The 24,127-nt window shown below is 71.9% G+C and carries 22 protein-coding genes and 3 pseudogenes; 9 read left to right on the top strand and 16 right to left on the bottom strand.

What is annotated here, in order from left to right:
• Window positions 1–66 precede the first annotated feature (66 nt).
• Genes hutU through ACRAWC_RS14430 form a run of 3 tightly spaced genes read left to right on the top strand, consistent with a single transcriptional unit; the run spans window position 67 to window position 3,867 of the window.
• Window positions 67–1,746: a urocanate hydratase gene (hutU, locus tag ACRAWC_RS14440; protein WP_431348344.1), complete on the top strand. Its 1,680-nt coding sequence runs from the start codon at window positions 67–69 to the stop codon at window positions 1,744–1,746.
• The gene (gene hutI, locus ACRAWC_RS14435) at window positions 1,746–2,906 is read left to right on the top strand and encodes an imidazolonepropionase (RefSeq protein WP_431348343.1); all 1,161 of its coding nucleotides are present in this window, start codon (window positions 1,746–1,748) and stop codon (window positions 2,904–2,906) included. The genes hutU and hutI overlap by 1 nt, the downstream gene beginning before the upstream one ends.
• A 25-nt stretch (window positions 2,907–2,931) precedes the next feature.
• On the top strand, window positions 2,932–3,867 hold the full coding sequence (locus tag ACRAWC_RS14430; protein ID WP_431348342.1) for a hypothetical protein: 936 nt from the start codon (window positions 2,932–2,934) through the stop codon (window positions 3,865–3,867).
• 10 nt (window positions 3,868–3,877) lie between these two features.
• On the opposite strand, the gene ACRAWC_RS14425 is transcribed toward ACRAWC_RS14430, so the two are convergent.
• From ACRAWC_RS14425 to ACRAWC_RS14415, 3 genes and pseudogenes are all read right to left on the bottom strand, one after another.
• Window positions 3,878–4,774: an arginase family protein gene (locus ACRAWC_RS14425; RefSeq protein WP_431348341.1), complete on the bottom strand. Its 897-nt coding sequence runs from the start codon at window positions 4,772–4,774 to the stop codon at window positions 3,878–3,880.
• Between the two features lie 159 nt (window positions 4,775–4,933).
• Window positions 4,934–8,316 (bottom strand): annotated as a pseudogene (locus ACRAWC_RS14420) (efflux RND transporter permease subunit).
• A gap of 153 nt (window positions 8,317–8,469) precedes the next feature.
• On the bottom strand, window positions 8,470–9,582 hold the full coding sequence (locus tag ACRAWC_RS14415) for a PLP-dependent aminotransferase family protein (protein ID WP_431349451.1): 1,113 nt from the start codon (window positions 9,580–9,582) through the stop codon (window positions 8,470–8,472).
• Between ACRAWC_RS14415 and ACRAWC_RS14410 the strand changes: the two genes are divergently transcribed.
• Entirely contained in the window at window positions 9,532–9,765 is a 234-nt protein-coding gene (locus ACRAWC_RS14410) for a hypothetical protein (RefSeq protein ID WP_431349502.1), read from the top strand. The two genes, ACRAWC_RS14415 and ACRAWC_RS14410, sit on opposite strands and share 51 nt — an antisense overlap.
• Before the next feature lie 5 nt (window positions 9,766–9,770).
• Here ACRAWC_RS14410 and ACRAWC_RS14405 read toward each other — a convergent pair.
• A pseudogene (locus ACRAWC_RS14405) lies at window positions 9,771–9,965 on the bottom strand (GntR family transcriptional regulator); the annotation flags it as partial.
• A gap of 63 nt (window positions 9,966–10,028) precedes the next feature.
• Between ACRAWC_RS14405 and ACRAWC_RS14400 the strand changes: the two are divergent.
• The gene (locus tag ACRAWC_RS14400) at window positions 10,029–10,940 is read left to right on the top strand and encodes a YczE/YyaS/YitT family protein (RefSeq protein WP_431348340.1); all 912 of its coding nucleotides are present in this window, start codon (window positions 10,029–10,031) and stop codon (window positions 10,938–10,940) included.
• Window positions 10,941–11,020: 80 nt separating this feature from the next.
• On the opposite strand, the gene ACRAWC_RS14395 is transcribed toward ACRAWC_RS14400, so the two are convergent.
• On the bottom strand, window positions 11,021–11,779 hold the full coding sequence (locus ACRAWC_RS14395) for a MerR family transcriptional regulator (protein WP_431349450.1): 759 nt from the start codon (window positions 11,777–11,779) through the stop codon (window positions 11,021–11,023).
• A 103-nt stretch (window positions 11,780–11,882) separates the two neighbouring features.
• Between ACRAWC_RS14395 and ACRAWC_RS14390 the strand changes: the two genes are divergently transcribed.
• On the top strand, window positions 11,883–12,599 hold the full coding sequence (locus ACRAWC_RS14390) for an MBL fold metallo-hydrolase (RefSeq protein ID WP_431348339.1): 717 nt from the start codon (window positions 11,883–11,885) through the stop codon (window positions 12,597–12,599).
• A gap of 7 nt (window positions 12,600–12,606) precedes the next feature.
• Here ACRAWC_RS14390 and ACRAWC_RS14385 read toward each other — a convergent pair whose 3' ends face one another.
• From ACRAWC_RS14385 to ACRAWC_RS14365, 5 genes are all read right to left on the bottom strand, one after another.
• On the bottom strand, window positions 12,607–14,772 hold the full coding sequence (locus ACRAWC_RS14385; protein ID WP_431349449.1) for an APC family permease: 2,166 nt from the start codon (window positions 14,770–14,772) through the stop codon (window positions 12,607–12,609).
• 251 nt (window positions 14,773–15,023) lie between these two features.
• A complete protein-coding gene (locus tag ACRAWC_RS14380) occupies window positions 15,024–15,653 on the bottom strand; it encodes a PadR family transcriptional regulator (protein WP_431348338.1) in 630 nt (209 codons plus the stop codon).
• A complete protein-coding gene (locus tag ACRAWC_RS14375; protein ID WP_431348337.1) occupies window positions 15,650–16,477 on the bottom strand; it encodes a DUF4097 family beta strand repeat-containing protein in 828 nt (275 codons plus the stop codon). The genes ACRAWC_RS14380 and ACRAWC_RS14375 overlap by 4 nt, the downstream gene beginning before the upstream one ends.
• A 274-nt stretch (window positions 16,478–16,751) precedes the next feature.
• Window positions 16,752–17,354: an antibiotic biosynthesis monooxygenase gene (locus ACRAWC_RS14370; RefSeq protein WP_431348336.1), complete on the bottom strand. Its 603-nt coding sequence runs from the start codon at window positions 17,352–17,354 to the stop codon at window positions 16,752–16,754.
• Between the two features lie 124 nt (window positions 17,355–17,478).
• Window positions 17,479–18,540, bottom strand: a complete 1,062-nt coding sequence (locus tag ACRAWC_RS14365) for an NAD(P)-binding domain-containing protein (RefSeq protein ID WP_431348335.1) — start codon at window positions 18,538–18,540, stop codon at window positions 17,479–17,481.
• A 149-nt stretch (window positions 18,541–18,689) separates the two neighbouring features.
• On the opposite strand from ACRAWC_RS14365, the gene ACRAWC_RS14360 reads away from it, so the two are divergent.
• On the top strand, window positions 18,690–18,935 hold the full coding sequence (locus ACRAWC_RS14360; protein WP_431348334.1) for a DUF3073 domain-containing protein: 246 nt from the start codon (window positions 18,690–18,692) through the stop codon (window positions 18,933–18,935).
• 131 nt (window positions 18,936–19,066) lie between these two features.
• On the opposite strand, the gene ACRAWC_RS14355 is transcribed toward ACRAWC_RS14360, so the two are convergent.
• The 6 genes and pseudogenes from ACRAWC_RS14355 to ACRAWC_RS14330 all read right to left on the bottom strand — a co-directional run.
• Entirely contained in the window at window positions 19,067–19,675 is a 609-nt protein-coding gene (locus ACRAWC_RS14355; protein WP_431348333.1) for a response regulator, read from the bottom strand.
• An 84-nt stretch (window positions 19,676–19,759) separates the two neighbouring features.
• Complete coding sequence (locus ACRAWC_RS14350) at window positions 19,760–20,881, bottom strand: sensor histidine kinase (protein ID WP_431348332.1); 1,122 nt, start codon at window positions 20,879–20,881, stop codon at window positions 19,760–19,762.
• A gap of 53 nt (window positions 20,882–20,934) precedes the next feature.
• Window positions 20,935–21,678: an ABC transporter permease gene (locus ACRAWC_RS14345; protein WP_431348331.1), complete on the bottom strand. Its 744-nt coding sequence runs from the start codon at window positions 21,676–21,678 to the stop codon at window positions 20,935–20,937.
• Window positions 21,675–22,643 carry an ABC transporter ATP-binding protein gene (locus ACRAWC_RS14340; RefSeq protein ID WP_431348330.1) on the bottom strand — a complete coding sequence of 323 codons (969 nt, stop codon included), beginning with the start codon at window positions 22,641–22,643 and terminating at the stop codon, window positions 21,675–21,677. The genes ACRAWC_RS14345 and ACRAWC_RS14340 overlap by 4 nt, the downstream gene beginning before the upstream one ends.
• Before the next feature lie 129 nt (window positions 22,644–22,772).
• Window positions 22,773–23,078, bottom strand: coding sequence for a hypothetical protein (locus tag ACRAWC_RS14335; protein WP_431349501.1), 306 nt, complete (start codon window positions 23,076–23,078; stop codon window positions 22,773–22,775).
• Between the two features lie 41 nt (window positions 23,079–23,119).
• Window positions 23,120–23,335: pseudogene (locus ACRAWC_RS14330) on the bottom strand (Calx-beta domain-containing protein); the annotation flags it as partial.
• 198 nt (window positions 23,336–23,533) lie between these two features.
• Between ACRAWC_RS14330 and ACRAWC_RS14325 the strand changes: the two are divergent.
• Together ACRAWC_RS14325 and ACRAWC_RS14320 are read left to right on the top strand one after the other, a co-directional pair.
• The gene (locus ACRAWC_RS14325) at window positions 23,534–23,827 is read left to right on the top strand and encodes a hypothetical protein (RefSeq protein ID WP_431348329.1); all 294 of its coding nucleotides are present in this window, start codon (window positions 23,534–23,536) and stop codon (window positions 23,825–23,827) included.
• Window positions 23,828–23,848: 21 nt separating this feature from the next.
• Window positions 23,849–24,055 (top strand): hypothetical protein, encoded by a 207-nt coding sequence (locus ACRAWC_RS14320; protein ID WP_431348328.1) that lies wholly within the window; start codon window positions 23,849–23,851, stop codon window positions 24,053–24,055.
• Window positions 24,056–24,127: the final 72 nt, after the last annotated feature.

Below are 24,127 nucleotides of genomic sequence, written 5' to 3'. Positions count from 1 at the left end.
GGAAGCGGGAGAAAGTGAGGAACAGATGGCTGCGGGCGGGACCATACGAACAGAAAGGACCTGATGATGCAGGGATCGCGACCCGTGCGCGCGCCGCGCGGCACCGAGCTCAGCGCGAAGAGCTGGCAGACCGAGGCGCCGCTGCGCATGCTGATGAACAACCTCGACCCGGAGGTCGCCGAGCGCCCCGACGACCTGGTCGTCTACGGCGGCACCGGCCGCGCCGCACGCAGCTGGGAGGCCTTCGACGCGATCGTCGCCACCCTCCGCGACCTGGAGGCCGACGAGACGCTGCTGGTGCAGTCCGGCAAGCCGGTCGGCGTGTTCCGCACGCACGAGTGGGCGCCGCGCGTGCTCATCGCCAACTCCAACCTCGTGGGCGACTGGGCGACCTGGCCGGAGTTCCGCCGCCTGGAGGCACTGGGCCTGACCATGTACGGCCAGATGACCGCGGGCTCCTGGATCTACATCGGCTCCCAGGGCATCCTGCAGGGCACCTACGAGACGTTCGCGGCGATCGCCGACAAGAGGTTCGGTGGGAGCCTGGCGGGCACCCTCACCCTCACCGGCGGTTGCGGCGGGATGGGCGGCGCTCAGCCGCTGGCCGTCACCCTCAACGGCGGCGTGGTGCTGATCGTGGACGTCGACCGCACCCGCCTGCAGCGCCGCGTCGACCACGGCTACCTGGACGAGCTGACCGACGACCTGGACGACGCCGTCGCCCGAGTGCTCGCCGCCAAGGACGAGCGCCGCGCCCTCTCGGTCGGCCTGGTGGGCAACGCCGCCACGGTCTTCCCCGAGCTGCTGCGCCGCGGCGTGGCGATCGACATCGTCACCGACCAGACCAGCGCGCACGACCCGCTGAGCTACCTCCCGGAGGGCGTGACGGTCGAGGAGTGGCACGACCGCGCCGCCGCCGACCCGGAGGCCTTCACCATCGCCGCGCGCCTGTCGATGGCGAAGCAGGTGGAGGCGATGGTCGGCTTCCTCGACGCGGGCGCCGAGGTCTTCGACTACGGCAACTCCATCCGCACCGAGGCCCAGCTCGGCGGCTTCGATCGCGCGTTCGCGTTCCCCGGCTTCGTGCCCGCCTACATCCGGCCGCAGTTCGAGGAGGGCCGCGGCCCGTTCCGGTGGGCGGCGCTCTCCGGCGACCCGGCGGACATCGCGGCGACCGATCGCGCCATCCTGGAGCTGTTCCCCGACGACCAGAAGCTTCGCCGCTGGATCACCCAGGCCGGCGAGAAGGTGCACTTCGAGGGCCTCCCCGCGCGGATCTGCTGGCTCGGCTACAAGGAGCGCCACCTGGCCGGGCTGAAGTTCAACGAGATGGTCGCCTCGGGCGAGCTCTCGGCCCCGATCGTGATCGGCCGCGACCACCTCGACTCCGGTTCGGTGGCCTCGCCCTACCGCGAGACCGAGGCGATGAAGGACGGCTCGGACGCGATCGCCGACTGGCCGCTGCTCAACGCGCTGCTGAACACCGCGTCGGGGGCGACCTGGGTGTCGCTGCACCACGGCGGCGGGGTCGGGATCGGGCGCAGCATCCACGCCGGGCAGGTCGTCGTCGCCGACGGCACCCCGCTCGCGGCCGAGAAAATCGAGCGCGTGCTCACCAACGACCCGGGCACCGGCGTCATGCGGCACGTCGACGCCGGTTATGAGCACGCGGCGGAGGTCGCGCGAGAGCGCGGGCTGCGCATCCCCATGCAGGAAGCCGCCGTCTCCTCCGGTCCGGTCGCCTGATGTCCCGCGCGACGCTGCTGACCGGGATCGCCGAGCTCGTCACACTGGACCCCGCCCACCCCGGGCCGCTCGGCATCCTCCCCGACGCGGCCCTTCTGGAGGTGGACGGTCGGGTCGAGTGGACCGGGCCCGCGTCGGCGGCGCCGCGCGCGCACGCCGACGAGGTCGTGGACGCGGGCGGCGCGGCCGTCATCCCCGGCTTCGTCGACAGCCACACGCACCTCGTCTTCGGCGGCGACCGTTCGGCGGAGTTCGAAGCGCGGATGGCCGGCCGGCCGTATTCCGCCGGCGGCATACGCGGCACCGTGGCCGCGACGAGAGCGGCATCCGACGACGAGCTGCGCCGGCGGCTGGCCGGTTTCGTGCGCGAGCTGCGCGCGCAGGGCACGACGACCTTCGAGGTCAAGAGCGGATACGGCCTGACCGTGGAGGACGAGGCGCGCATCCTCCGGATCGCCCGCGAGGTCACGGCGGAGACCACGTTCCTCGGCGCGCACGTGGTGCCGGCCGAGTTCGCGTCCGACCCGGAGGCGTACGTGGACCTGGTCACCGGTCCGATGCTGGACGCCTGCGCGCCGCACTCCCGCTGGGTCGACGTGTTCTGCGAGACCGGCGCCTTCACGGTCGCCCAGTCGAGGCGCATCCTGGAGGCCGGCGCCGCGCGCGGCCTCGGCGTGCGCGTGCACGCGAGCCAGCTCGGCCCGGGCGACGGCGTCGCGCTGGCGGTCGAGCTGGACGCCGCGAGCGTCGACCACGGCACCTACCTCACCGACCGCGACGTGTCGCTCCTGGCGGGGTCGCGGACGGTCGCGACCCTCCTGCCCGGCGTCGAGTTCTCGACCCGGCACCCGTACCCCGACGCCCGTCGCCTCATCGACGCCGGCGTGCAGGTGGCGCTGGCCAGCGACTGCAACCCGGGCTCGTCGTTCACGTCGTCGATGCCGTTCTGCATCGCGGTCGCGGTGCGCGACATGAGGATGACGGTGGCGGAGGCCCTGCGGGCTGCGACGCTCGGCGGCGCGGAGGCGCTGCGCCGGGAGGACGTCGGCCACCTGCGCCCAGGAGCACGGGCGGACTACGTTGTGCTGGACGCGCCCTCGTACGTGCACCTCGCCTACCGGCCCGGGGTGCCGCTGGTGACACGCACGCACTTCGCCTGAGGGCGGTGATAGGTTACCCTGGAGTGTGACATTCCAAGATGAAGCCGCGACCGACGCCGAAACCAGCCGACCGCGCGCGCGCAGGCTGGCGCTGTACCTGACGATCGGGGTGCTGGCGACGTCCGCGGTGTTCGGGGCGGTCCTGATCGTCGTCGGAGACCAGGCGAACATCGCCGGCCGCGCGTGGCTGACTCTCCTGCTCGTCGGCGCGTTCGCCGGAGCCGTCGCGCTGGACGCGACGGTGTCGAACGGCCCCAACCGCTGGTACCTCCCGGCGTCGACCATCACCAACGCCGCCCTGGTCGCAGTCGGGCTGCTGAAGCTGTGGAACGGCATCCTCCAGCCCGACGACACTGCGGACGCGCGGGTCTGGGCGGAGCAGTTCTGGCGCTTCGCCGGGGTCGTGGTACTCGCCCGCATGGCGTTGCTGCTGACCCAGGTGTACGGGCTGCGCTTCGTGACGCGGGCCTCCTCCCGCGTGTCGTCGATCGGCGGCGTGGTGTCGCTCGCGCTCATGTGGGCGACCGCGCTGGTGCTCGCCCTCCCGGCGATCCTCCCGGCGGCGACGTGGCCGGACTGGTGGTGGCGGCTGTCGGCGGCGACGACCCTCGTCGCGGCGGTGGCGGCGGTCATCCCGCTGATCGTGCGGGCGTTCGAGGCGAAACCGGCGGCGCGTGGAGACCAGCCACCGGGTCCGGAGCTGCGGACCTATCCGCCGTACCCGTTCCCGGATGCGGGGAGCCACGCGCACCCCCGGGCGCCCCAAGCGGTCGCGGTTCCCCTTCCGCCGCAGGCGTACGCGCACCAGCAGTGGCCGCAGCCGAGCGGTCCCCCGCTGGCGCCGCAGCCGGGCACGACTCCGCCGCAGCCCGGTACAGCGCCGCACGCTCAGCCGGCCGGCGTGCCTCCTGCGACGAACGCACCTCCGCCTGCCGCCCCCGGCTTCCCGCCGCCGCAGTAGCCGCGCCGAGTCAGCGTGACGCCAGCCCCGCCGCCGCCTCCAGCACCAGCAGCGCCGCGAGGCGGACCGTGCGCTGGTCGGGGGTGTCCGCGGTCGCGTCGACCTCCGCGATGTCGATCGAGCGGACACGGGAGTCCGCACCCGCGAGCCGCGCGAACCGCCGCAGCTCCCAGGCCGCGAGCCCGCCCGGCACCGAGGCCGGGCAACCGGGGGCGACGGATCGGTCGCACACGTCCACGTCCAGGTCGACGTGGACGGGGCCTCCCGCAGCGCCGGCGACCTCCAGCGCCTCGGCCATCACGTCGTCGATCGGGCGGTGGTGGAGGTCGTCGCGCGGGATGACGGTGATGCCGTACTCCAGCGCCCGCAACGCGTACGCGGCCGAGTTGGCGAAGTCGGCGATGCCGATCTGGACGATCCGGCGCCCGGCGAGGCCGGCCTCCACCAGGCGACGCACCGGCGAGCCGTTGGAGACGCCGTCGCGCAGGTCGTGGTGGGCGTCGAGCGTCACGAGCCCGGCGGTCGACACCTCGTCGCCCCAGGCGCCGAGCGAAGCCGGGACGGTGAGGGAGTTGTCGCCGCCGACCGCGACGGTCAGACGCGAGCGCGAGACGGCCTCCCGCACGGCGCCGATCGCCCGGCGCTCGCCCTCGGGGCCGTCGGGCTCCACCACGTCGCCGGCGTCGGCGAACCGCAGTGCCTCGACCGCCAGCTCTGGTGCGTGCAGCGAGTACCGCTGGAGCGCTTCCCGCACGGCGCCCGGCGTCGCGTGCGCCCCCGTCGGCGACAGCGATGTCCGCCAGGTCGGGAGGCCGATCAGCGCCAGGTCGACCTGGTCGTCCGGGAGGTCGGCGAGCGACGGCCAGGAACCGGCACGGGGCCAGAGGGGATCGACGGAGAGGCTCATACCGCGACGCTAGCAATGCCTGCCCGCGCCGACGCCCCGGCGCCCGTCTCCCCTGTCTGGAATCCCGGACACTTTCCCAACCCCGCGACGCCGAGGGGCGCGCCAATGGCCCTAGCACGCGGTTTCAGGGGCGTTGACGTGCCCTGCGGCAGGGGGATGTCAGAGCTGGCGGCCGCCCGCGGGAGTCGTGAACACCGGTGGCTCCGGAGACGTGCCGTCGGGCGCGGAACCGCCGGGGGGCGTACCGGGTTCACCGGCGCCGGCCGCGCCGCCGCCCTTCGCAGCCCTTCGCGCGATGCGGCGCTCGCGCGCCCCCATCACGAGGTTGTACAGCGTCGGCAGCACCACCAGGGTCAGCACGGTGGAGGAGATCAGGCCGCCGATCACCACGATCGCGAGCGGCTGCGAGATGAAACCGCCATGCCCGGTGACGCCGAGCGCCATCGGGGTCAGCGCGGCGATGGTGGCGAGCGCGGTCATCAGGATGGGGCGCAGCCGGCGGGAGGCGCCGTGCACGACCGCGTCGCTCACCGTCAGCCCACGGGCGCGGTACTGGTTGACGAGGTCGATGAGCACGATCGCGTTGGTCACCACGATGCCGATCAGCATCAGCACACCGATGAGCGAGGCGACGCCGAGCGGGATGCCCGAGGCGAGCTGGAGCAGGATGGCCCCGGTCGCCGCGAACGGCACCGAGACCAGCAGCAGCAGCGGCTGAAGCAGCGAGCGGAACGTCGCCACCATGACGATGTAGACGATCAGGATGGCCGCCAGCAACGCGAGCCCGAGCTGACCGAACGCGCTCGACTGGCTGGACGAGACACCGCCGATCTTCGCCGTCGCGCCCGCCGGGAGGTGGGCGTCCGTGAGCGCTTTGGTGACCTCCGCGTTGGCGGTCGTCAGGTTGTCGGTGGCCGGCGTCGCCGTGACCGTGGAGGTCCGCAGCCCGCGCTCGGTCGTCACGGTCGACGGGCCCTTGGCCTCGGCGACGGTCGCCACGGAGCTCAGGGGCACGACACCCTTGACCGTCGGGATCGGCAGGTCGGACAGGCCGGCGACCGTGGTCGGCGGGTTGTCGCTCTGCAGGTAGATGTTCAGCGTCGAGTTCTCGATCGCGACCGATCCGATCTGGGTCGGCTGCATCGCCTGCGAGACCAGCGTGCCGACCGCGACCTCGCTGAGGCCGGCCTGGGCGGCCTTCGTGCGATCCACGCTCACGGAGACGTACGGCAGCGACGCGCTCAGGTTGTCGGTGACCTGCTTGAGCGACTGCTGCTTCTTCAGCTCGGCGACGACCGAGTCGGTGGCCTTCTGGAGGTCGGCGTTCGAGCTCGCGCTGATGTCCACCTGGATGTCGGTGGAGCCGCCGAAACCGCTCGACGCGGAGACGGTGATGTCGCCGGCGCCGGAGATCGACGCCATGTCGTTCTGGATGGTCGTCTGGAGCTTGTCCTGATCGGCGTTCGGATCGGTGGTGACCGAGAACGTGGTCGCGCCGCCGCCGCCGGTGAAGGCGTCGCGCAGCGACGAGCCACTGGAGCCGATCGAGACCTGGACGGTCTTCACGCCGTCGATGTGCAGGAGCTTGTCCTCCACCGTGCGAGCGGCGTCGTCCTTCGCCTGGAGGCTCGCGCCCGGCTGGAGCGTCTGCGACACGGTCAGCGAGTTCTGGCCGCTCGACCCGAGGAAGTTGGTCTTGAGGAGCGGGACCGAGAAGAAGGTCAGGATGAGCACGATCACCGCGGCGACGACGGTCAGCACGGAGTGCTTCAGCGTCCAGCGGATGATCGGGAGGTAGCCGCGCTGCAGGCGCGACGCGTGCTCCAGCTCGTCGTGGCCGGAGGCCGTGGCCTCCGCGACCGAGAGGTGCGCAGCCTCGTCGTCGAACTCGCCGCCCTCCTTCGTGCGGGCCTTCGGCGCGCGCAGGAACCAGTAGGCCAGCACCGGCACGATCGTCAGCGCGACCAGCAGTGACGAGAGCAGCGCGATGGTGACCGTCAGCGCGAACGGCCGGAACAGCTCGCCCGTGACGTCGCCGACGAACGCCAGCGGCAGGAACACCGCCACCGTCGTGATCGTGGACGCCGTGATCGCGCCGCCGACCTCCCGCACCGCGCGGATGATCGTGACGGCCCGGTCCACACCGGGCACGAGCTGCCGTTTGATGTTCTCGATGACGACGATCGAGTCGTCCACGACGCGGCCGATCGCGATCGTGAGCGCGCCGAGCGTGATGATGTTGAGCGTGTAGCCGCTCGCCCACATCACGATGAAGGTGATGAGCACGCTGGTCGGGATGGAGACCACGGTCACGAGCGTGGAACGCACCGACAACAGGAAGACCAGGATGACGATGACCGCCATCGCGAGGCCGAGCAGGCCCTCCTCGGCGAGCGAGTTGATCGACTGGGTGATGAACGGAGCCTGATCGAACACGACGGTGATCGTGGCGTTGTGGCCGAGCTTGGTCTCCAGGCCCGGGACGAGCGCGGACACCGCGTGCGACACGGCGACGGTGTTCGCGGACGGGAGCTTGGTCACGGCGATGGTGAGCGCGGGCTTGCCGTTGACGCGGGAGAGCGAGGTGGTCGGGTCGTCGGTCTGGGCGACCGTGGCGACGTCGCCGATGGTCTTCGGCGTGGCGTTCGCCGCGGCGGCTGCGGCCGCGGCCGCCGACTGGCTGGAGGCCGCGCCTCCGGCGGCACCCCTCCGGAGGTCCCGCCTGTTCCCCCGGTCGCGCCCGTTCCGCCGGTCGCCCCCGTCCCGCCGGTCGCCCCCGCGGCCCCGCTCGCGCCCGTGCTTTGCTTGATCAGCGGCAGCCCCGAGATGTCCGCCACCGACGTCAACTGCGCCCCCGACTGGATGGTGAGCGTCTGGCCGTTCTGGGTGATCGACCCGCCGGGCAGCAGCACGCCGTTCTGCTGGAGGGCGTCCTTGATCGCCGACGCGCTGAGGCCGGCCGCCGCGAGCTTGGCCGCGTCCGGCGTGATGGTGATGCGCTGGCCGACCTCGCCGACGAGCTGGGCGTCGTTGACGCCGGTGACCGCCTTGATGTCGGGCAGCGCGAGCTTGGTGATGTCGTCGCCGAGGGTCCGCTGGTCGGTGTCGCTGCTCACGGCGAGCTGGATGACCGGGAGGTCGTCGATCGAGCCGGAGAGCACTTGCGGGTTCACACCGGACGGCAGCGTCGACTTGATCCGGTTGATCGCCTGGTCGATCTTCTGCTCGGCCGTCGCGAGGTCGGTGCCGTACGTGAACTTCGCCGTGATGATCGATTGGTTCGTGCTGCTGACCGCCGACGTGGAGTCGAGGTCGGGCACGCCCTGGATGGCGGCCTCCACCGGGGTGCTGACGTCGTGGTTGACGACCTCGGGGGACGCGCCGGGGTAGCTGGAGAGCACGACGAGCTGCGGGAACGTGATCGACGGCGCCAGCTCCTGCTTCAGGCTGGTGAGCGCGTACCCGCCGAAGAGGGCGGCCACGATCGTGATGAGCGCGATCAGGGCGCGGTTCTTCATGCTGAGAACGGCGAGATAGTGCACGGAGGGTCCCCTTGGCGAATGTGAGTGCTTGGCACGCGACGGCGGCGGCGCTGCCAAAGTATCTCATTGCAGGCTGTGCAACTTCCTCATCCCCAGGTACGACGTCTCCCGGCGCGGAGCCGTACCAGTGGAGGCCCTATCGGCGGAGGAGTGTCACACCACGTTGGGGAGCGCCGCCGCGTCGTAGTAAGGCGCCGGCTCGACCGAGGCGACCGCCCAGGCCCGCTCCAGCGCCGTGAACGCACGCCGCGTCTCCTCCTCGCTGTACGTGATCGGCACGCGCAGGAACCGCTCGAAGGCGCCGTCGAGCCCGAACCGCGGACCGGCGGCGATGAGGAGGCCGTGGTTGCGGGCGGCGAGCGCGAGCGCCGAGCTGACCGGCGCGCCGATCCCGATCCACGCGGCGAGGCCACCGTGCAGTCGGGGGATGCGCCACTCGGGGAAGACCTCCGCCGCCAGCCGGCGCACGGTCTCCCGCCCCGCGGCGAGCTGCACGCGCCGCTCTTCGCGGATCTCGAGGGTCTGCGGCAGCATCCGGGCGACGACGAGCTGCTCGATCATGGGTGTGCCGAGGTCGGTCGACGGCTTGGCCGCGATCAGCCGCTGGATCAGAGGGCGCTCGGCGCGGATCCAGCCGATCCGGAGGCCGCCCCACAGGCTCTTGGAGGCCGAGCCGATGAGCAGCACGGGCGGATCGCCGGCCTTGCGATGGGCGTAGCGCGGCAGCGGCAGGAACTCGCCCACCCGGTCGATGTCGAGGTCGGCCGTCGTCTCGTCGCCGACCACGATGGTCCCGTGCGCGGCCGCGGCGGCGAGGATGCGCTCGCGGGTGGCTGGCGACATGGAGGCCCCCGTGGGGTTGTGGAAGTCCGGGATCAGGTAGGCCAGCGCCGGGCTCGCCCGCCGGATCGCCTGCTCTGCGGCGTCGGCGTCCCAGCCGTCCTCCTCGGCGGGTGCGCTGCCGTCCGGTGCGAGCGCGAGCGGCGCGTCCTCCGGGGGCGTGACCGTGATCGGCAGGAGCCGCGCGCCGGCCAGCCGGAGCGCCTCGGTCGCGTGCGGGTAGGTGGGCATCTCCACCAGCGCACGGTCGCCGCGCGACAGGAAGGTGCGGGCGATGAGCGCGATGGCCTGCTGCGCGCCGACCGTGACGAGCACCTGGTCCGCCGTCGTCGGGAGGCCGCGCTCGGCATAGCGGTCGGCGATCGCCTGGCGGAGGTGCGGGAGGCCGACCGGGTCGTAGCCGGAGTCCGGGAGGAAGTGCGGCAGCTCTTCGGCGGCGGCGCGTGCGGCGGCCGGGAGGAGGCCGCGGCGGGCAGGGCGGCCTTGGTGAAGTCGAGCATCCCCTCGCCGCCGGCGATCGGGAGGGCGAGCGCCGGTCCGGGGAGGCGCGCGACGCTGCCGGAGCCGCGCACGCTGTCGAGGAAGCCGCCCTCCCGGAGGTGCCGGTAGGCCGCGCTGACCGTGGTGCGGCTCAGGTCGAGCCGGCCGGCGAGGTCCCGCTCGGCGGGGAGGCGCGTCCCGATCGGGATGCGGCCGTCCAGCACCAGCAGGCGGACGCGGTCGGCGAGCGACTGGTAGCCGGGGGCCGCGCCGCGCCAGTCGCCGAGCAGCGACTCGAGGGAGCGGGCGGTGAGTTGAGCGTCGGGCATGCGGGCCACTTTATCCGGATTGGCATCTTGATGTAAGGCCAATCGAGCGATTGGATTATCAGCATGTCCCGCTTCCTTCTCACCCGGCGCCTGGCTCAGCTCCTGGTCGGGCTGTTCCTGTACGGCATCGCCATCGCGTTGATGGTGCGCGCCGGGATCGGCGTCTCGCCGTGGGACGTGCTGGCGCAGGGGGTGTCATACAAGACGGGCATCCCGTTCGGGCTCGTGACCAACCTGGTCGGCCTCGTGGTGCTGGCCTTCTGGATCCCGCTGCGGCAGCGGCCCGGGCTCGGGACCGTGCTCAACGTCCTCCTGGTCGGCCCGAGCGCGCAGCTCGGGCTCTGGATCATCCCGCAGCTGACGGTGCTCTGGGCGCAGGTGCTGGCTTTCGCCGCCGGCCTCCTGCTGCTCGCGGTCGCCACCGGCCTCTACATCGGGCCGAAGCTGGGGCCCGGGCCGCGCGACGGGCTGATGACCGGCCTCCACGCCCGCACCGGCCGGCCGATCTGGGCGGTGCGGACCGCGATCGAGGTCACGGTGCTCATCATCGGCTGGTTCCTCGGCGGCAACGTCGGCGTGGGGACGCTCGCGTTCGCGCTGCTGGTCGGGCCGCTGTGCAGTCTCACCCTCCCGTTCTTCGCGATCCGGATGCCGGAGCCCGCACCCGCGGACGCCGAGCTGGAGGGCGAGCTCGAAGGCACGGCGGAGCAGGGCCTCGGCCTCCGCGCGGAGGGTGCGGACGAGCGGGATGCCGTCCGTTTCGACGTGCGAGACGGCATCCTGCTCGAGTCCGACGCGGCGACCCGCTCGCGCGCGATCGACCGCGCCGCCTCCCCGCTGGTGCGCGGCCCGCAGCCCGACCGTGGCCCCGCCGAACCCGCGGCCCCGCGCCGCCCCTCCCGCCTCATCGAGGCGCACTGGCTCGACGACCGCCTCACCGGCCGCGCCCGTCGCACCCACCCCCGCCGCGCCTAGCCCAGCCGAGCAGCCATCAGTTCCTCACTTTCTCCCGCTCGCGCCCGGCGTTTTGCGGGAGAAAGTGAGGAAGCGACTGCTCAGGACAGGGAGGCGGCGTAGAGGCGGAGGGCGTCGCGGACGAAGGCGGCGCCCTCGGTTCCGCCGTAGTCGGCGGCGAAGCGCGGGTCGGCGACGTACATGTCGCCGAGTCCGGTCAGGTACGCGGCCGGCGGGGCGCCCGTGCCGTAGCCGGGCGTGCCGGGGATGTCGGCCAGCCACTCGGCGTGCCGGCGGGCGAGCGTCTGCGCCTCCTCCGACGCCGGGTCCACCCCGCGCGCGGCGGCGGCCGTCCAGTCGGCGGCGAGCGCCTTCTGCCGCTGCTGCCAGCCGGCGCGCTCCTCGGCGGTCATGCCGCGCCACCACCGGTCCGAGGCGGCGTACGCGTCCTTCCCCCAGCGCTCCTCGACCTCCTCCTTGTACTGGGTGTGGTCGAAGCCGTCGAACATCTCCTCAGCCACGATCTCCCCTCCTTCCTCCACAGCGTGGATCGTCGACTCGACCGACGCGATCTGCCGCGCCAGCCGTTCCCGCTCGCTGCGTAGCCACGTCAGGTGGTCGCGCAGGGCGGGGACCGCATCCTGCCTGCTGTCGAGCACGCGTGCGATGGCCGGGAGGCCGAGCCCGAGGTCCCGCAGCAGGAGGATGCGCTGCAGCCGCACGAGGGAGTCGCGGTCGTAGTGACGGTAGCCGTTCGCGGCGATCCGGCTCGGCGGAAGCAGGCCGAGCTCGTCGTAGTGACGCAGCGTCCTGCTCGTCGTCCCGGCGATGCGCGCGATGTCCTGGATGCTCCAGTCCACGGTCGTCTCCACCATGTCCGTCTCCTCTCGTGGGGTGCTGAAAGACCACGGTAGAGGTTGACGTTACGTCAAGGTCAAGTGCCGGCGCGATACTGTCGTGCTTGTGCGTGATCTCCGTTCGCTGACTGCCGTCGCTCCGGGCATCCTCTTCGTCGAGGGCCCCGCCTCCAACTGGACGGTCTTCCACGGCCGGGGACACGTCGAGCTGGTGGACTGCGGCTATCCGGCCGACCGCCCCCTGGTCGAGAAGTCGATCCGCTCGACCGGGCTCGATGTCTCCGCGCTCACCCGCATCATCGTGACGCACGGACACTCCGACCACCTGGGACCGGCGCGCGACTACAGCGAGCGCTTCGGCGTGGAGGTGCTGGCCACCGCGAGCGAGCTGCCGAACGTCCGTCGCGAGATCACCGAGCAGGTCACCGTCGCCGACCTGATGCCGGTCGCGCTCCGCCGCGGCACCATCCCCTGGGCGGTGTCGGCCATCCGTGCGGGCGGCCTCGGCGACGTCGGCGTCCCGTCCGCGCAGGCGATCGCCGCCGACGTGCTCGAGCTGTCGACCGGGCACCGCCTGGAGGTGGTGCCCACGCCCGGCCACACGACGGGCCACGTCTGCTTCTTCGAACCGGACGCCGAGGTTCTGATCACGGGCGATGCGATCGTGACCGGGCACGCCCTGCTCGCCGCCGAGGGGGAGCTGCAACAGCTACCGACGTTCTTCCACCACGACGTCGACGGAGCGGAGGCGAGCGCGCGGCGGCTCAGCCTGTGCGACGCCCGCTGGGTGCTGCCGGGACACGGGCCGGCGCTGCGGTTGTAGGCGCGCGCTACCGCTTCGCCCGGGCCGGCACGGTCTGCTGCTCGTCCGAGCCCTGCGACGTCCGATCCTCGGCACCCACCGGCGGCACCGCCAGCTCGCCCGGCGCCGCGAATTCGCTCTGCTGCCCGAGCGTGATGGGCGTCGGGTGGATGTGGATCCGCGCACGCGCGGCCGAGGCCGGCGTCAGCGGGCGCCGCGCGACCGGGCGCACCGGCTCGCCACGGCGGTCCTGGCCCGGCAGCGGGCGCGAGCGGCGGCCGTAGATCAGCGACGACGAGTCGAGCAGCCACGGCACGAGCGCCACGGTGACGCCGTGGCACAGCATGAGCTGCTTGCTCAGCCGGCGGGCGCGGTGGTTGTGCAGCAGCGACTCCCACCAGTGGCCGACGATGTACTGCGGCAGGTACACGGTCACGACCTCGGAGCCGTGCTCCTCGCGGCGGTGCTTGAGGTACTTGATCAGCGGCACGCCGAACTCGCGGTACGGCGACTCGATGATCGTCAGCGGGACGTGGATGTTCTGCTCGATCCACTGCCGCTGCAGCTTCTGGGTCGCCTCCTCCTCGATGGAGACGTGCACGGCCTCGATCGAGTCGTGGCGGGCGGCGATCGCGTAGTCCAGCGCCTTGAGGGCCGGCTTCTGCATCTTGCCGATGAGGACGACCGCGTGGTCGCCGACGCTGCCGAAGGTCGTGACCGGGTCGACCTCGACCTCCTTCTCGACATCCCGGTAGTACCGGTTCACTCCGAGCATCAGGAACCAGAGGATCGGCATGAAGATGAACACGAGGTACGCCCCGTGAGTGAACTTCGTGATCGTGACGACGATGAGCACGACGAAGGTCAGCGTCGCGCCGAACGCGTTGATGCAGAGCGACCGCACGATGCTGCTCCGCTCGCGCGCGCCGATCACCGCGTTGCCGTCAGTGCCGCTGCCGCGCAGCAGCGTGACCCAGTGCTTCACCATCCCGGACTGGCCGAGGGTGAACGAGACGAACACACCGATGATGTAGAGCTGGATGAGCTGGGTCAGGTTCGCCTGGTAGACGAGCAGCAGGACCGTCGCGGCGAGCGCCAGCAGGATCATGCCGTTCGAGTAGACGAGGCGGTCGCCGCGGGTGTTGAGCGCCTTCGGGGCGTAGGAGTCGCGGGCGAGCACCGAGCCGAGCAGCGGGAAGCCGTTGAACGCGGTGTTCGCGGCGAGCAGCAGCACGACGGCGGTGGCGGCCTGCACGATGAAGAAGAAGAAGGTGTTGTTGCCGAACGTCGCCGCGGCGATCTGCGCGATGAGCGAGCGCTGCGGGGAGGTCGCGCACTGCGCCCAACCCTGGAGGTCGCAGGGGTTCTCTGCGTAGTGCACGCCGCTGATCAGGGCCGTGGCGGTGAGACCGGCGAACAGGACGATCGCGATACCGCCCATCATCGCCAGCGTGGTGCGGGCGTTGCGGATCTTGGGCGTGCGGAACGCCGGGACGCCGTTGGCGACGGCCTCCACACCGGTCAGAGCGGAACAGCCGCTGGAGAACGCGCGCAGCAGCAGCAGCACCATCGCGGCCTGCGTGACGCTGCTCGTGTGCACGGTGTAAGCGGCCGACTCGGCGACAGGCGCGTGGCCGAGCACGGTGCGGACCAGCGCCGTGACGACCATCACGAAGATGCTGCCGATGAAGATGTAGGTGGGGAGCGCGAACGCCTTGCTCGACTCCCGCACCCCGCGGAGGTTGACCGCGGCGAGGATGATGACGCAGAGCACCGCGAGCCCCACCCGCCACGACGCGAGGAACGGCAGCGCGGAGATGACGTTGTCCACGCCGGACGCGACCGACACCGCGACGGTCAGCACGTAGTCGACCAAGAGGGCGGAGGCCACGATCAGGCCGGCCTTCTCACCGAGGTTCTTGTGCGCGACCTCGTAGTCACCGCCTCCGGAGGGGTAGGCCTTGACGAGCTGGCGGTAGCTCAGCACCACCGTCACCATCAGGACCACGACCGCCGCAGCCACCCACGGAGCGAACGTCAGGAACGACAGACCGCCGAGCAGCAGGATCATCAGAAGTTCCTGCGGAGCGTAGGCGACACTCGAGAGTGCGTCGGACGCGAAGATGGGTAGCGCGAGGTGCTTCGGGAGTAGCTGTCCTTCGAGCTTCTCGCTCGGAAGCGGGTCTCCGATCAGCCACCGCTTCGGGGATCTCCCCTCATTTGTCACGAGGGACGAGAATACTCGCTGCCAAAACGCTGTCAAATCGGCGCGTCGCGTCGTCGCCGGAAGGCGATTCCGCCAACACTGGGTCGGCACCCCGCAGAGCATCCGTTTCCGCGGATTCTCGCGGAAGTCGGCCCGTCATCGGCCTCACTGGGAGTGAGATGAGCGTGGGCTGGGACTTTCTGGGGAACTGTTCTCAAAACCCGCTCTCACCGGGCGGTTCAGCTGCTGCCGATCGCCTCGACGATCGCGCGCCGCACGCGCGTCAGCTCCTCCTTGAGAAGGGGCACGACGCTCTCCGGGAGGCCGCCGCGTGCCGCCTGCGAGCGCAGGTCGGTGCGGAGCTGCTGGCGGAACTCGTTGATCGCGACCTCCGCCTCCCGCGCCGCGGCGTTTGCCGCCGCCCGAGCGTCGCGGCCGGCCTCGCGCGCCTCCTGCCGCGGGTCGACACGGGTCGCGTCGCGCTTGGCCTCCCGCGCCGCCGAGGCCAGCTCGGCGCGCAGGGTGCGCATGGCGTCGTTCACGCCCGCGCGGACCTCGTCGGCGAGCCGGCGGACGGAATCGGTGACCTCGTCCTCGATCGCGTCCAGTTCGGGCTCGCGGGCCGCGAGCTCGGCGCGGCCGGCGTCGGTGATTGCGTAGACCGTCTTGCGCCCGTCGGTGGTCTTGGTGACCAGCCCCTCCTCCTCCAGCTTCGCCAGCCGGGGGTAGATGGTGCCGGCGCTCGGCACGTACGTGCCGCCGAAGCGATCGCTCAGCGCCTGGATGAGCTCGTAGCCGTGGCGCGGCTCCTCCGCCAGGAGGCTCAGCAGGTACAGGCGGAGGCTGCCGTGGGCGAAGACGGGGGTCACGCCGACGCCTCCTCCTGAGCCGCGGAGCTGCGGAGCACCGACACAGCGCCTGAGACCGAGTTGACCGTGATGTCCACCCAGTAGCCGTCGAGGCTGCCGGTGGTCGCCGTGTACCCCTTTCCGGCGGATCCGACGACCATGACGTTGTCGAGCTGGACCCGGCCGGAGACGGTGTTGGCGCGGTAGCGGGCGCCGAGCGCCTCCGGGATGCGGATGGTCGTGTCACCCGAGACGGTGTTGATCTGGACCTCGTCGGGTGTGCCCGTGATGTCCACCATGATGTCGGCGGAGACGCCGTCGGCGCTGAAGCGCGGGATGGCGCCGGTCGCGGTGATGTCCCCCGAGACCGTGTGCGCGCTGATGCGGCCGGTGTGGCCGCGGGCGGACAGCTCGCCGCTCACGGAGTTGAGCTCCAGGTCGCCTTCGAGGCCGTCGATGACGACATCGCCGGAGACCGTGCTGAGCCGGGCGTCGGTCTTCAGGCCCGAGATGAGGGCTCCGGCGGAGACCACGCCGAACTTGAGGGCGACGTCACGCGGCACCAGCACGCTGATGTCGGCGCGGGCGCTGGACCTCATCGACTTGAACACGTCGATGAAGTTGTCCCACCGCAACTGCGGGTGGTCGATTTCGAGGCGGTCGCCGTCGATGCTGACCTTGAGGTCGCGGCCGGAAACCGAGTGGACCTCCACCCGCGCCCCCGGCTCGTCGTGACCGATGATGTCGATCTGGCCGCCGAGCAGCCCGACCTTGAGGGAGCGGACGAGCTCCACGTCGATCGTGCGGCTCTCGCCGGGCTGGATGAGCCACTTCTCCTGTGCCATGCTCTCGCGCTCCTTGCGTCGTGTACGTGGGTACGTTTCGTACGTCGTTCGTGCGTTCGGGCTCCGGCGGAGCCCTCGGTGACTCGCGATATATCGCGATGTTGACGTATTCACGATATATCGCGAGTGGCCCCGCCGCAAGCGCCGGGAGCAAATCCCAGGGTCACCTCAGGGACATCCCCGACTCGGGCCTGCGCGGCCCGCGAGTACGCAGGAAATCAGACGAAAACCGCCGATTACGGCGATATTCGGCGTACTCGGCGGGTGGCTGGGCTCAGCGGCGCACGAGCCAGGGGTGCAGGACGCGGGTGACGAACGGGAGGAGGAAGTAGGTCATCGTCGGCGTGAGCAGCAGCGTCGTGATCAGCACGGTCGCGAGCGGCCAGAGCTGGTGCCAGCCGGGTACCAGATAGAACGTGACGTAGGTGAAGACGAGCGAGAGCGGGAAGAATCCGAGCCAGATCGTGACGGCCTGCTTCCAGCGCGGCGGGGCGGCCGGGACTCCGGGCTGCGGCTCGTCGAACCAGCCCTCGATTCCGGTGCGGCGCTCCACGCGGGACACCTCGACCAGCTCGCGGCCCTCGTAGAGCCATTCGGCGCGCTCGTCGGACGCCTCCCACGCCTCCAGCGACGCGGCGTCGGCGAAGCGGTACAGCATGTGCCATTCGTGCGAGTGGGCGTTCGCGCGCACCCAGCCGGAACCGAGGAAGCCCTCGTAGGTGTTGGCGAGGTTGACACCCGCCTGGACCCAATGCGTCACCTCGGGGAGGCGGTCGGGGTCGACGCGGCGGGTGATGGAGACGGTGACGGGGATGCGCGGGGGTGTGTCCGGGTTCTGCGCTTGTGGCGCGAAGAGGTTCGGCTCTTGTGGAGTCATGCGTCCATTCTCGCCGCCGTGCGTTTCGTGCGCGTTTCGCCGGATGCGAGCTGGACATTCGGCACGAATCGCGGCTTTCGCGCGCGCAGGGTCAACATTCGGCACGAATGTCGGAGGGATGCGGCTAGATCTGGGCCATGATCTGGCGCGCGATCACGCGGCCGGCGCGGTTCGCGCCGATCGTGCTCGCCTGCGGGCCGTAGCCCGCGAGGAAAATCCGCGAGTCGTCCCACGACGCACCGGACGCCACCGTGAGGCCTCCGGCCTTCTCGCGCAGCTTCAGCGGCGAGAGGTGCCGCAGCTCCGGGCGGAAGCCGGTGGCCCAGATGATGGCGTCCGCCTTCGTCGTCGAGCCGTCCGCCCAGACGACGCGGTCCGGCTCGATGCGGGAGAACATCTCGCGCTCCACCAGCAGCCCCCGGTCGATCCCGGCCGCGACGCGCCGTGTGCGCGGGACGCCGGTCCCGCTGACGATGCTCGGGAGGGCAAGGCCGGCGCGGGCCGCAGCGTCCTGGGCGGAGACGGCCGCCACGCCGCCCTCGATCGTCAGCTCCGACTCGTTGCGGAAGTCCACCGGGCGGCGGGTCGCCCAGGTCAGGCTCTCGGCGATGCCCTCCAGCTCCAGCAGAAAACCGATCGCGCTCGTGCCGCCGCCGACCACCACGACCGACTGCCCGGCGAGCTCCTCCGCCGACACGTACGACGACGTGTGCAGGTGACGGCCCGCGAAGTCGTTCATCCCCGGATACCACGGGATGAACGGCGCGCCCCACGTGCCCGACGCGTTCACGACGACCCGGGTGCGCGTCTCGCCGCGATCGTGCGCGACGACGAGGTCGGCGCCGCGGTCGAAAACCCGCGAGACGGTCACCGGCCGTTGAACCTCCAGGCCGTAGTGCTCCTCGTACCGGCGGTAGTAGCCGGCGACGATGTCCTTCGCCGGGAGGGCGCGGTCCGCCGTCTCGAAGCTGAGACCCAGCTCCGCCATTCCTGGGAGATCGTTCACATGGTGGGCGCTTCCGAGACGCAGCGCGTCCCACCGGTGCTGCCAGGCGCCTCCGGTGCCCGGACCGCGGTCCAGGATCACGAAATCCTGGCCGGGGACCAACTCGAACCGGCGCAGGTAGTAGGCGACCGCCAGCCCGGCCTGGCCGGCGCCGACGATCACCACCTGGGTGTCGGTCATGCCACTGATCACGCGCTCATTCCATCATCCGACGCTGTGCGGGAACTCGGGGTTCATTGGGGCCACCATGCTAAACTCGACGCTAGTTTTCACTGTTTCTGTTGGATCCCCGGTGCCATTCTCCGGGCAGGACCAAAAGGGGGTCACGCATGGGGCGCGGCCGTCAAAAGGCAAAGCACACCAAGATCGCTCGTCAGTTGAAGTCGTTCAGCCCGAACGTCAACTACGACGCGCTCGAGCGTGAGCTCACCGGACATTCCCACCACGACGACGAGCACCAGTACGACGCGTGGGCCGACTACAACCCGGATGGCGAGGACGACACCCCAGGGTACGACGACGCCGACGAGGACGAGTACGAGGACAGCGAGTCGGAGACGCCCAAGCGCGCCTGAGCCTGACCGCGTCATCCCGCCGATCACCTGAACCTCGACGCGGCGCACCGGCACCCGGCCCGCGATCACCCGAGCGGGCGCTCTGACCCGACGCCGACGGGTCGTGGTGACGCAGGAGCGCGCCCCTGCGCTCAGAGCCACCCTTGACGGGTCGCGATCGCGACAGCCTCGGAGCGGTTGCGCGCGCCCGTCTTGCCGATCGCGCTCGATAGATGGTTGCGCACCGTCCCGTCGCTGAGGTGGAGGCGGCGCGCAATGTCCGTGATCGTGCCGCCCTGGCCTGCCACCGCGAGCACCTCGGCCTCCCGCACGGTCAGCGGCGACGCTCCAGACGCCAGCGACTCGGCGGCCAGCGCGGGGTCGACGACGCGCAGCCCGGAGGCGACGCGGCGTACGGCGTCCGCGAGCTGGCCGGAGGGCGTGTCCTTCACGATGAACCCGGCGGCGCCGGCCTCCATCGCCCGGCGCAGGTAGCCGGGGCGTCCGAACGTCGTCACGATGAGCGAACGGCAGGAAGGCAGGTCGCGCGCGAGCTGCGCCGCGACCTGGATGCCGTCGAGCCCGGGCATCTCCACGTCGAGGAGGGCGACGTCGGCGGCGGAGGCGCGCGCCGCGCCCAGGACCTCGTCGCCGCGGCCGACCTGAGCGACGACCTCCAGGTCGGCCTCGAGGTCGAGGAGGGCGGCGAGCGCGCCGCGGACGAGGGCCTGATCGTCGGCGAGCAGCAGGCGGATGGTCACGGGGCGGTCCTCCTGATCGCGGGCCGGGCGGTGACCCGCGTGGCGGCGTTGAAGCGGAGGGTCACGCGCGCAGCCTCCGCACCGTCAGCAGGGTCCCCCACGCGGCCCGGCCTCCACCGTCACCGCGGCGCCGAACTCCCGCGCGCGGTCGGTCAGCCCGGCGATCCCGGACCCGAGCACGAGCTCGCGGCGCTCCGCGCCGAACGGGGCCGGGCCGCGGCCGTCGTCCTCGATGCGGAGGGCGTCCGGCTCCACCGTCACCCAGCAGTTGCGGGAGCCGGAGTGGCGGATCACGTTGGTCACGCCCTCCCGCAGCACCCAGCCGAACAGCTCGCGCAGCTCCGGTACGGCGTCTTCGCCGTTGCGCGGCAGGTGCGCCTGGATGTCGGCGGCGGCGAGCCCGGCCTGGGCGGCGGCGAGCTCCGTGGACAGGCTCATCTCGCGGTAGCCGGCGACGGCGGCGCGCAGGTCGGCGAGGGCGGAGCGGGTGAGGCGTTCGATGTCGGCGAGCTCGTCCTCCGCGCGACGCGGGTCCACCGGGATGAGCCGGCGCGCGAGCTCCGACTTCACCGTCACCACCGTCAGCGAGTGGCCGAGGACGTCGTGCATGTCGCGCGAGAACCGGGCCCGCTCCTCCACCACGGCGAGCCGGGCGATCTCGCCTTGCGCGTTCCGGAGGCGGCGGAGGGTGTCGATCTGGCGGGCGAAGGCGCTCATCATGATGCCGATGGAGACCGTGATCAGGGCGATGAACCAGGCGTCCGCGAACGTGTCCGTGAGAAGGAACACGATGACCTGCACCGCCCCGAGCGCGCCGATGATCGTGTTCGCGACCCAGGTGCGCGCGATCGACATCCCCGCGACGGAGGCGACGTAGACCCACGTCCAGAGCGTGTCCAGGCCGATGAACGGGATGAGGATCAGCGTCAGCGCGAAGTACGCCAGCACGCCGATCAGCCGGTAGCGCTCGCCCTCCCACCACAGGATCGGCGGGAGGGCGAGGAAACCCGCATAGACGAGGGCGAGCAGCGCGGTCGCGACGACCTTGGTGCCCAGGGCGCCGGGTGAGGCCCAGAGGCCGACGAGCACGGAGATCTGGTACAGCAGGCCGATGAACGCGCCGGGGTACCAGCGGTAGGCGGAGCGGTGCGTCAGCCGCGCCCGCACCCCGGTGGGACGGTACTCCTCGACCTCGCTGCTGAACACGTCCCTACCCTAGCCAGCCGCGGCCCGGCCGATCGCGGCCCATCGCCTGCGGCTCAGCCACGGGCCGCGTCACGCCGGTAGCGCCACACGATCAGAGCGCCGAGGGCGAGCGTCCACGCGGTCAGCACGAGTGCCGGGGTGAGGGCGTCGCCGCTCTGCAGCGCGCCGAGCTGCCCGACCCGGTTGAGCCAGTACGACGGCACGGCCTGCGCGACGTTCGCGACCCAGGCGGGGAAGATCTGCAGCGGGACCCACAGGCCGCCCAGCACCGCCATCCCCATGAACACGGCCATGAACAGCGGCTGCGCGAACTCCGGCTTGGCGAACTGCCCGATCAGGATGCCGAGGAGAGCGAACGGCACGACGCCGCCCCAGATCGCCAGGCAGGCGAGCATCCAGCTCACCGCGGGGAGGTCGGGGTGGTAGAGCGCGATCGACACGGTGACGATGACGACGATGCTGAGCAGCGCGAGTGCGAGGGCCGCGACGAGCTTGGAGACCAGATAGCCGGTGCCGGTCAGCGGGGTGACCCGGAGCTGGCGGTTCCAGCCGAGCGAGCGCTCGGTGACGATGTTGAACGCCTGCGAGAGGGCGGCCATCATGCCGCCGTACGCGGACACCTGGATGGTCGTGACGACGATCCACGGGAGGTGGGTCACCGCGTCGACCTGGCCACGGCCTCCGAACGTGCCGCCGAAGGCCAGCAGCATGACGAGCGGGACGGCGAGCGTGAAGATCATGGCGCGCATGTTCTTGAGCTGGCGCAGGGACTCGCGTCCCAGGTAGGCGATGCTCATCGGAGGGCTCCTTCGGGGTCGGACAGCGTGGGCCGGGACGGCGCGGCATCGCGCGGGCCGTCGTCCGGCGACTCGGTGAGGGCGAGGAAGGCGTCGTCCATCGTGTGCGCGGTGACCTCGATGTCGTGGAGGTCGCGGTGCGCGGCGAGGAGGGCGCGGAGGGTGGCGTCGGAGTCGTCGCTGACGATCGTGAGGCGCCCGTTGCGGTGATCGACGGACCGGACGCCGGGGAGGGCGCCGACCTCGGCGGCGACCGCCGGGGTCCAGACGAAGCCGGCGGTGGCGGCGATCCGGCGTCCGGAGACGACGGCCTTCACCTCGGCGGGCGTGCCGTCGGCGACGACGCGGCCGCGGGCGAGCATGACGATCCGGTCGGCGTAGGCGTCCGCCTCGTCGAGGTAGTGGGTCGCGAAGACGACGGTGCGGCCCTGCTCGGTGAACTCCCGCATCGAGAGCCAGAAGGTGCGCCGGGCCTCCACGTCCATCGCGGCGGTCGGCTCGTCCAGGAACAGCAGGTCCGGGTTCGACACGACGGCGACGGCGAAGCGGGCCCGCTGCATCTGCCCGCCGGACAGCTTGGAGACGCGCTGCTTGGCGATCTCGGTGCAGCGGGCACGCTGCAACGCTTCGGCGACGCTGAGCGGGTGCCTGTGCGCCGATGCGACGAGCGCGACCGACTCGGCGACGGTGAGGGTGGGGAGCAGCGCGCCGCCCTGCAGCATCGCGCCGACCCTCCCCTCCCGGATCGCGTGGCGCGGGTCGCCGCCGAACAGCTCGGCGATGCCGGCGGTCGGGCGTGCGAGTCCCAGCGCGAGGTCGATGGTGGTGGACTTGCCGGCGCCGTTGGGGCCGAGGAGGGCGATGACCTCCCCAGCGCGCACGGTGAGGTCGACGCCGTCGACGGCGGTGAGCGACCCGAAGGTCTTGCGGAGACCGCTGAGGCGGATAGCTGGTGAGGTGTTCACCGTCTCAGAGTGCCGGGAGGGCGGCCGGGCCGCGCAGGGAGTCCGTCAGGGATCCGGGGTGACGTTTGTCATGGGCGTCGGAGCAGCGGGCCAGAGCAGCGGGCCAGAGCAGCGCGTCAGAGCAGCGCGTCAGAGCAGCGCGTCGCGCGGGCGCACCGAACGGAAGAGGCCGACGACGCCCGCGATGCCTCCGACGACGATCACCCCGGCGCCGAGGAGGAACAGGAGGTCTTGGCCGACCGGGGCGCTCGCGACCGGCAGGTGCGCGGTGGGGTCGCCCTGCGGGAGTGCGGAGGCCGTCCCGGCCGCGCCCCCGCCGCCCGTGCCTCCCGCCGCCACCGACGCCACGGCCGCGGCCGGGACCGCCGGCAGCGACACCATCGCGACGGCGCCGCTGACGTCCGCCGTCGCGCGCTGCAGGACCACGAAGAACACGGAGGCCGGCGAGCCGGGGCGCGCGCAGGCAGGCTCACCGTCGTGGTCGTGGCGGCCTGGCCGGCGGCGAGGGCGAGCGTCCCGGACGCGGCGACATAGTCGGGTCCGGCGTGTGCCGTGCCGTCCACCGTCCCGAAGTCCACAGTGACCGGGTCGGAGGCGCCCGTGCGCGTCACATGGACGGTGACGGAGGTGCTGCCCGAGACGACGCTGTCGGCCGCGACAGCGAGGGAGCCCGAGGCCGCCGTGACGGTCAGGGGCGCGGTGGCCGTCGCCGGTCGGAGGGTGGACCCGCCGGTGGGGCCGAAGGTCGCCGTGATCGTGTGCGCGCCGGCGGCCGGGGCGGGCAGGTCGGCGCGGGCGACGCCGTCCACGCCGACCGCGACGCTCGTGGAGGCTCCCCGTCCACGGCGAAGGCGACGGTCCCTGCCTCTGGCGGCCCGAGCAGGAACCGGGTGACGGTCGCGGACACGGCGATGGTGCCGGAGGAGGCGGTCGCCGGTGCGCTGAGCACGATTGCCGTGGCGTCCGTGCACGCCGGGGCCGTCGCGTCGATGGCGACCGACCGGCCGCCCAGCGTCCAGGTCAGCGACGGCTCGGCCGCGGCATCCACCGTCAGCAGCCACGCGCCGTGGTGCTCGCCAGGCTGGAAGGTCGAGGGCTGCCCGCGGTCGGCCGCGCCCGGCGACAGGTCGTCGGCGCCGGAGCCGGGGGTCACGGTGACCGGAGCGGAGGCCGTCGAGCGGTAGCCGAGGACGACGGTGCGGGAGGTGACGACGCCGAGCGGGGCGTCCTGCACGCAGTCCACGAGCGGGGTGAGGGCGGCGGACGCGGCCGTCGGCGCCGGGGTGGGAGTCGGTGTCGGCGTCGGCGTGCTCGCGAACGCGGGCGCCCCCGCGAGCGCCACGGCGACGAGCGCCGCCCCCAGCGCGCACGCCGAGCGGAGGCGGGCACGGGGGTCACAGTGGCCACCCTAGCGGGAGGCCGCGATCGTCCGCGCCTCCACGAACGGGTCACGTGGAGCGATGTCGCCGACGGAGGAGATCAGG

The organism is Leifsonia sp. L25 (genome assembly GCF_050632895.1).
The sequence above is the reverse complement of the archived record's forward strand: the minus strand, read 5'-3'. Positions and strand labels throughout refer to the sequence as shown.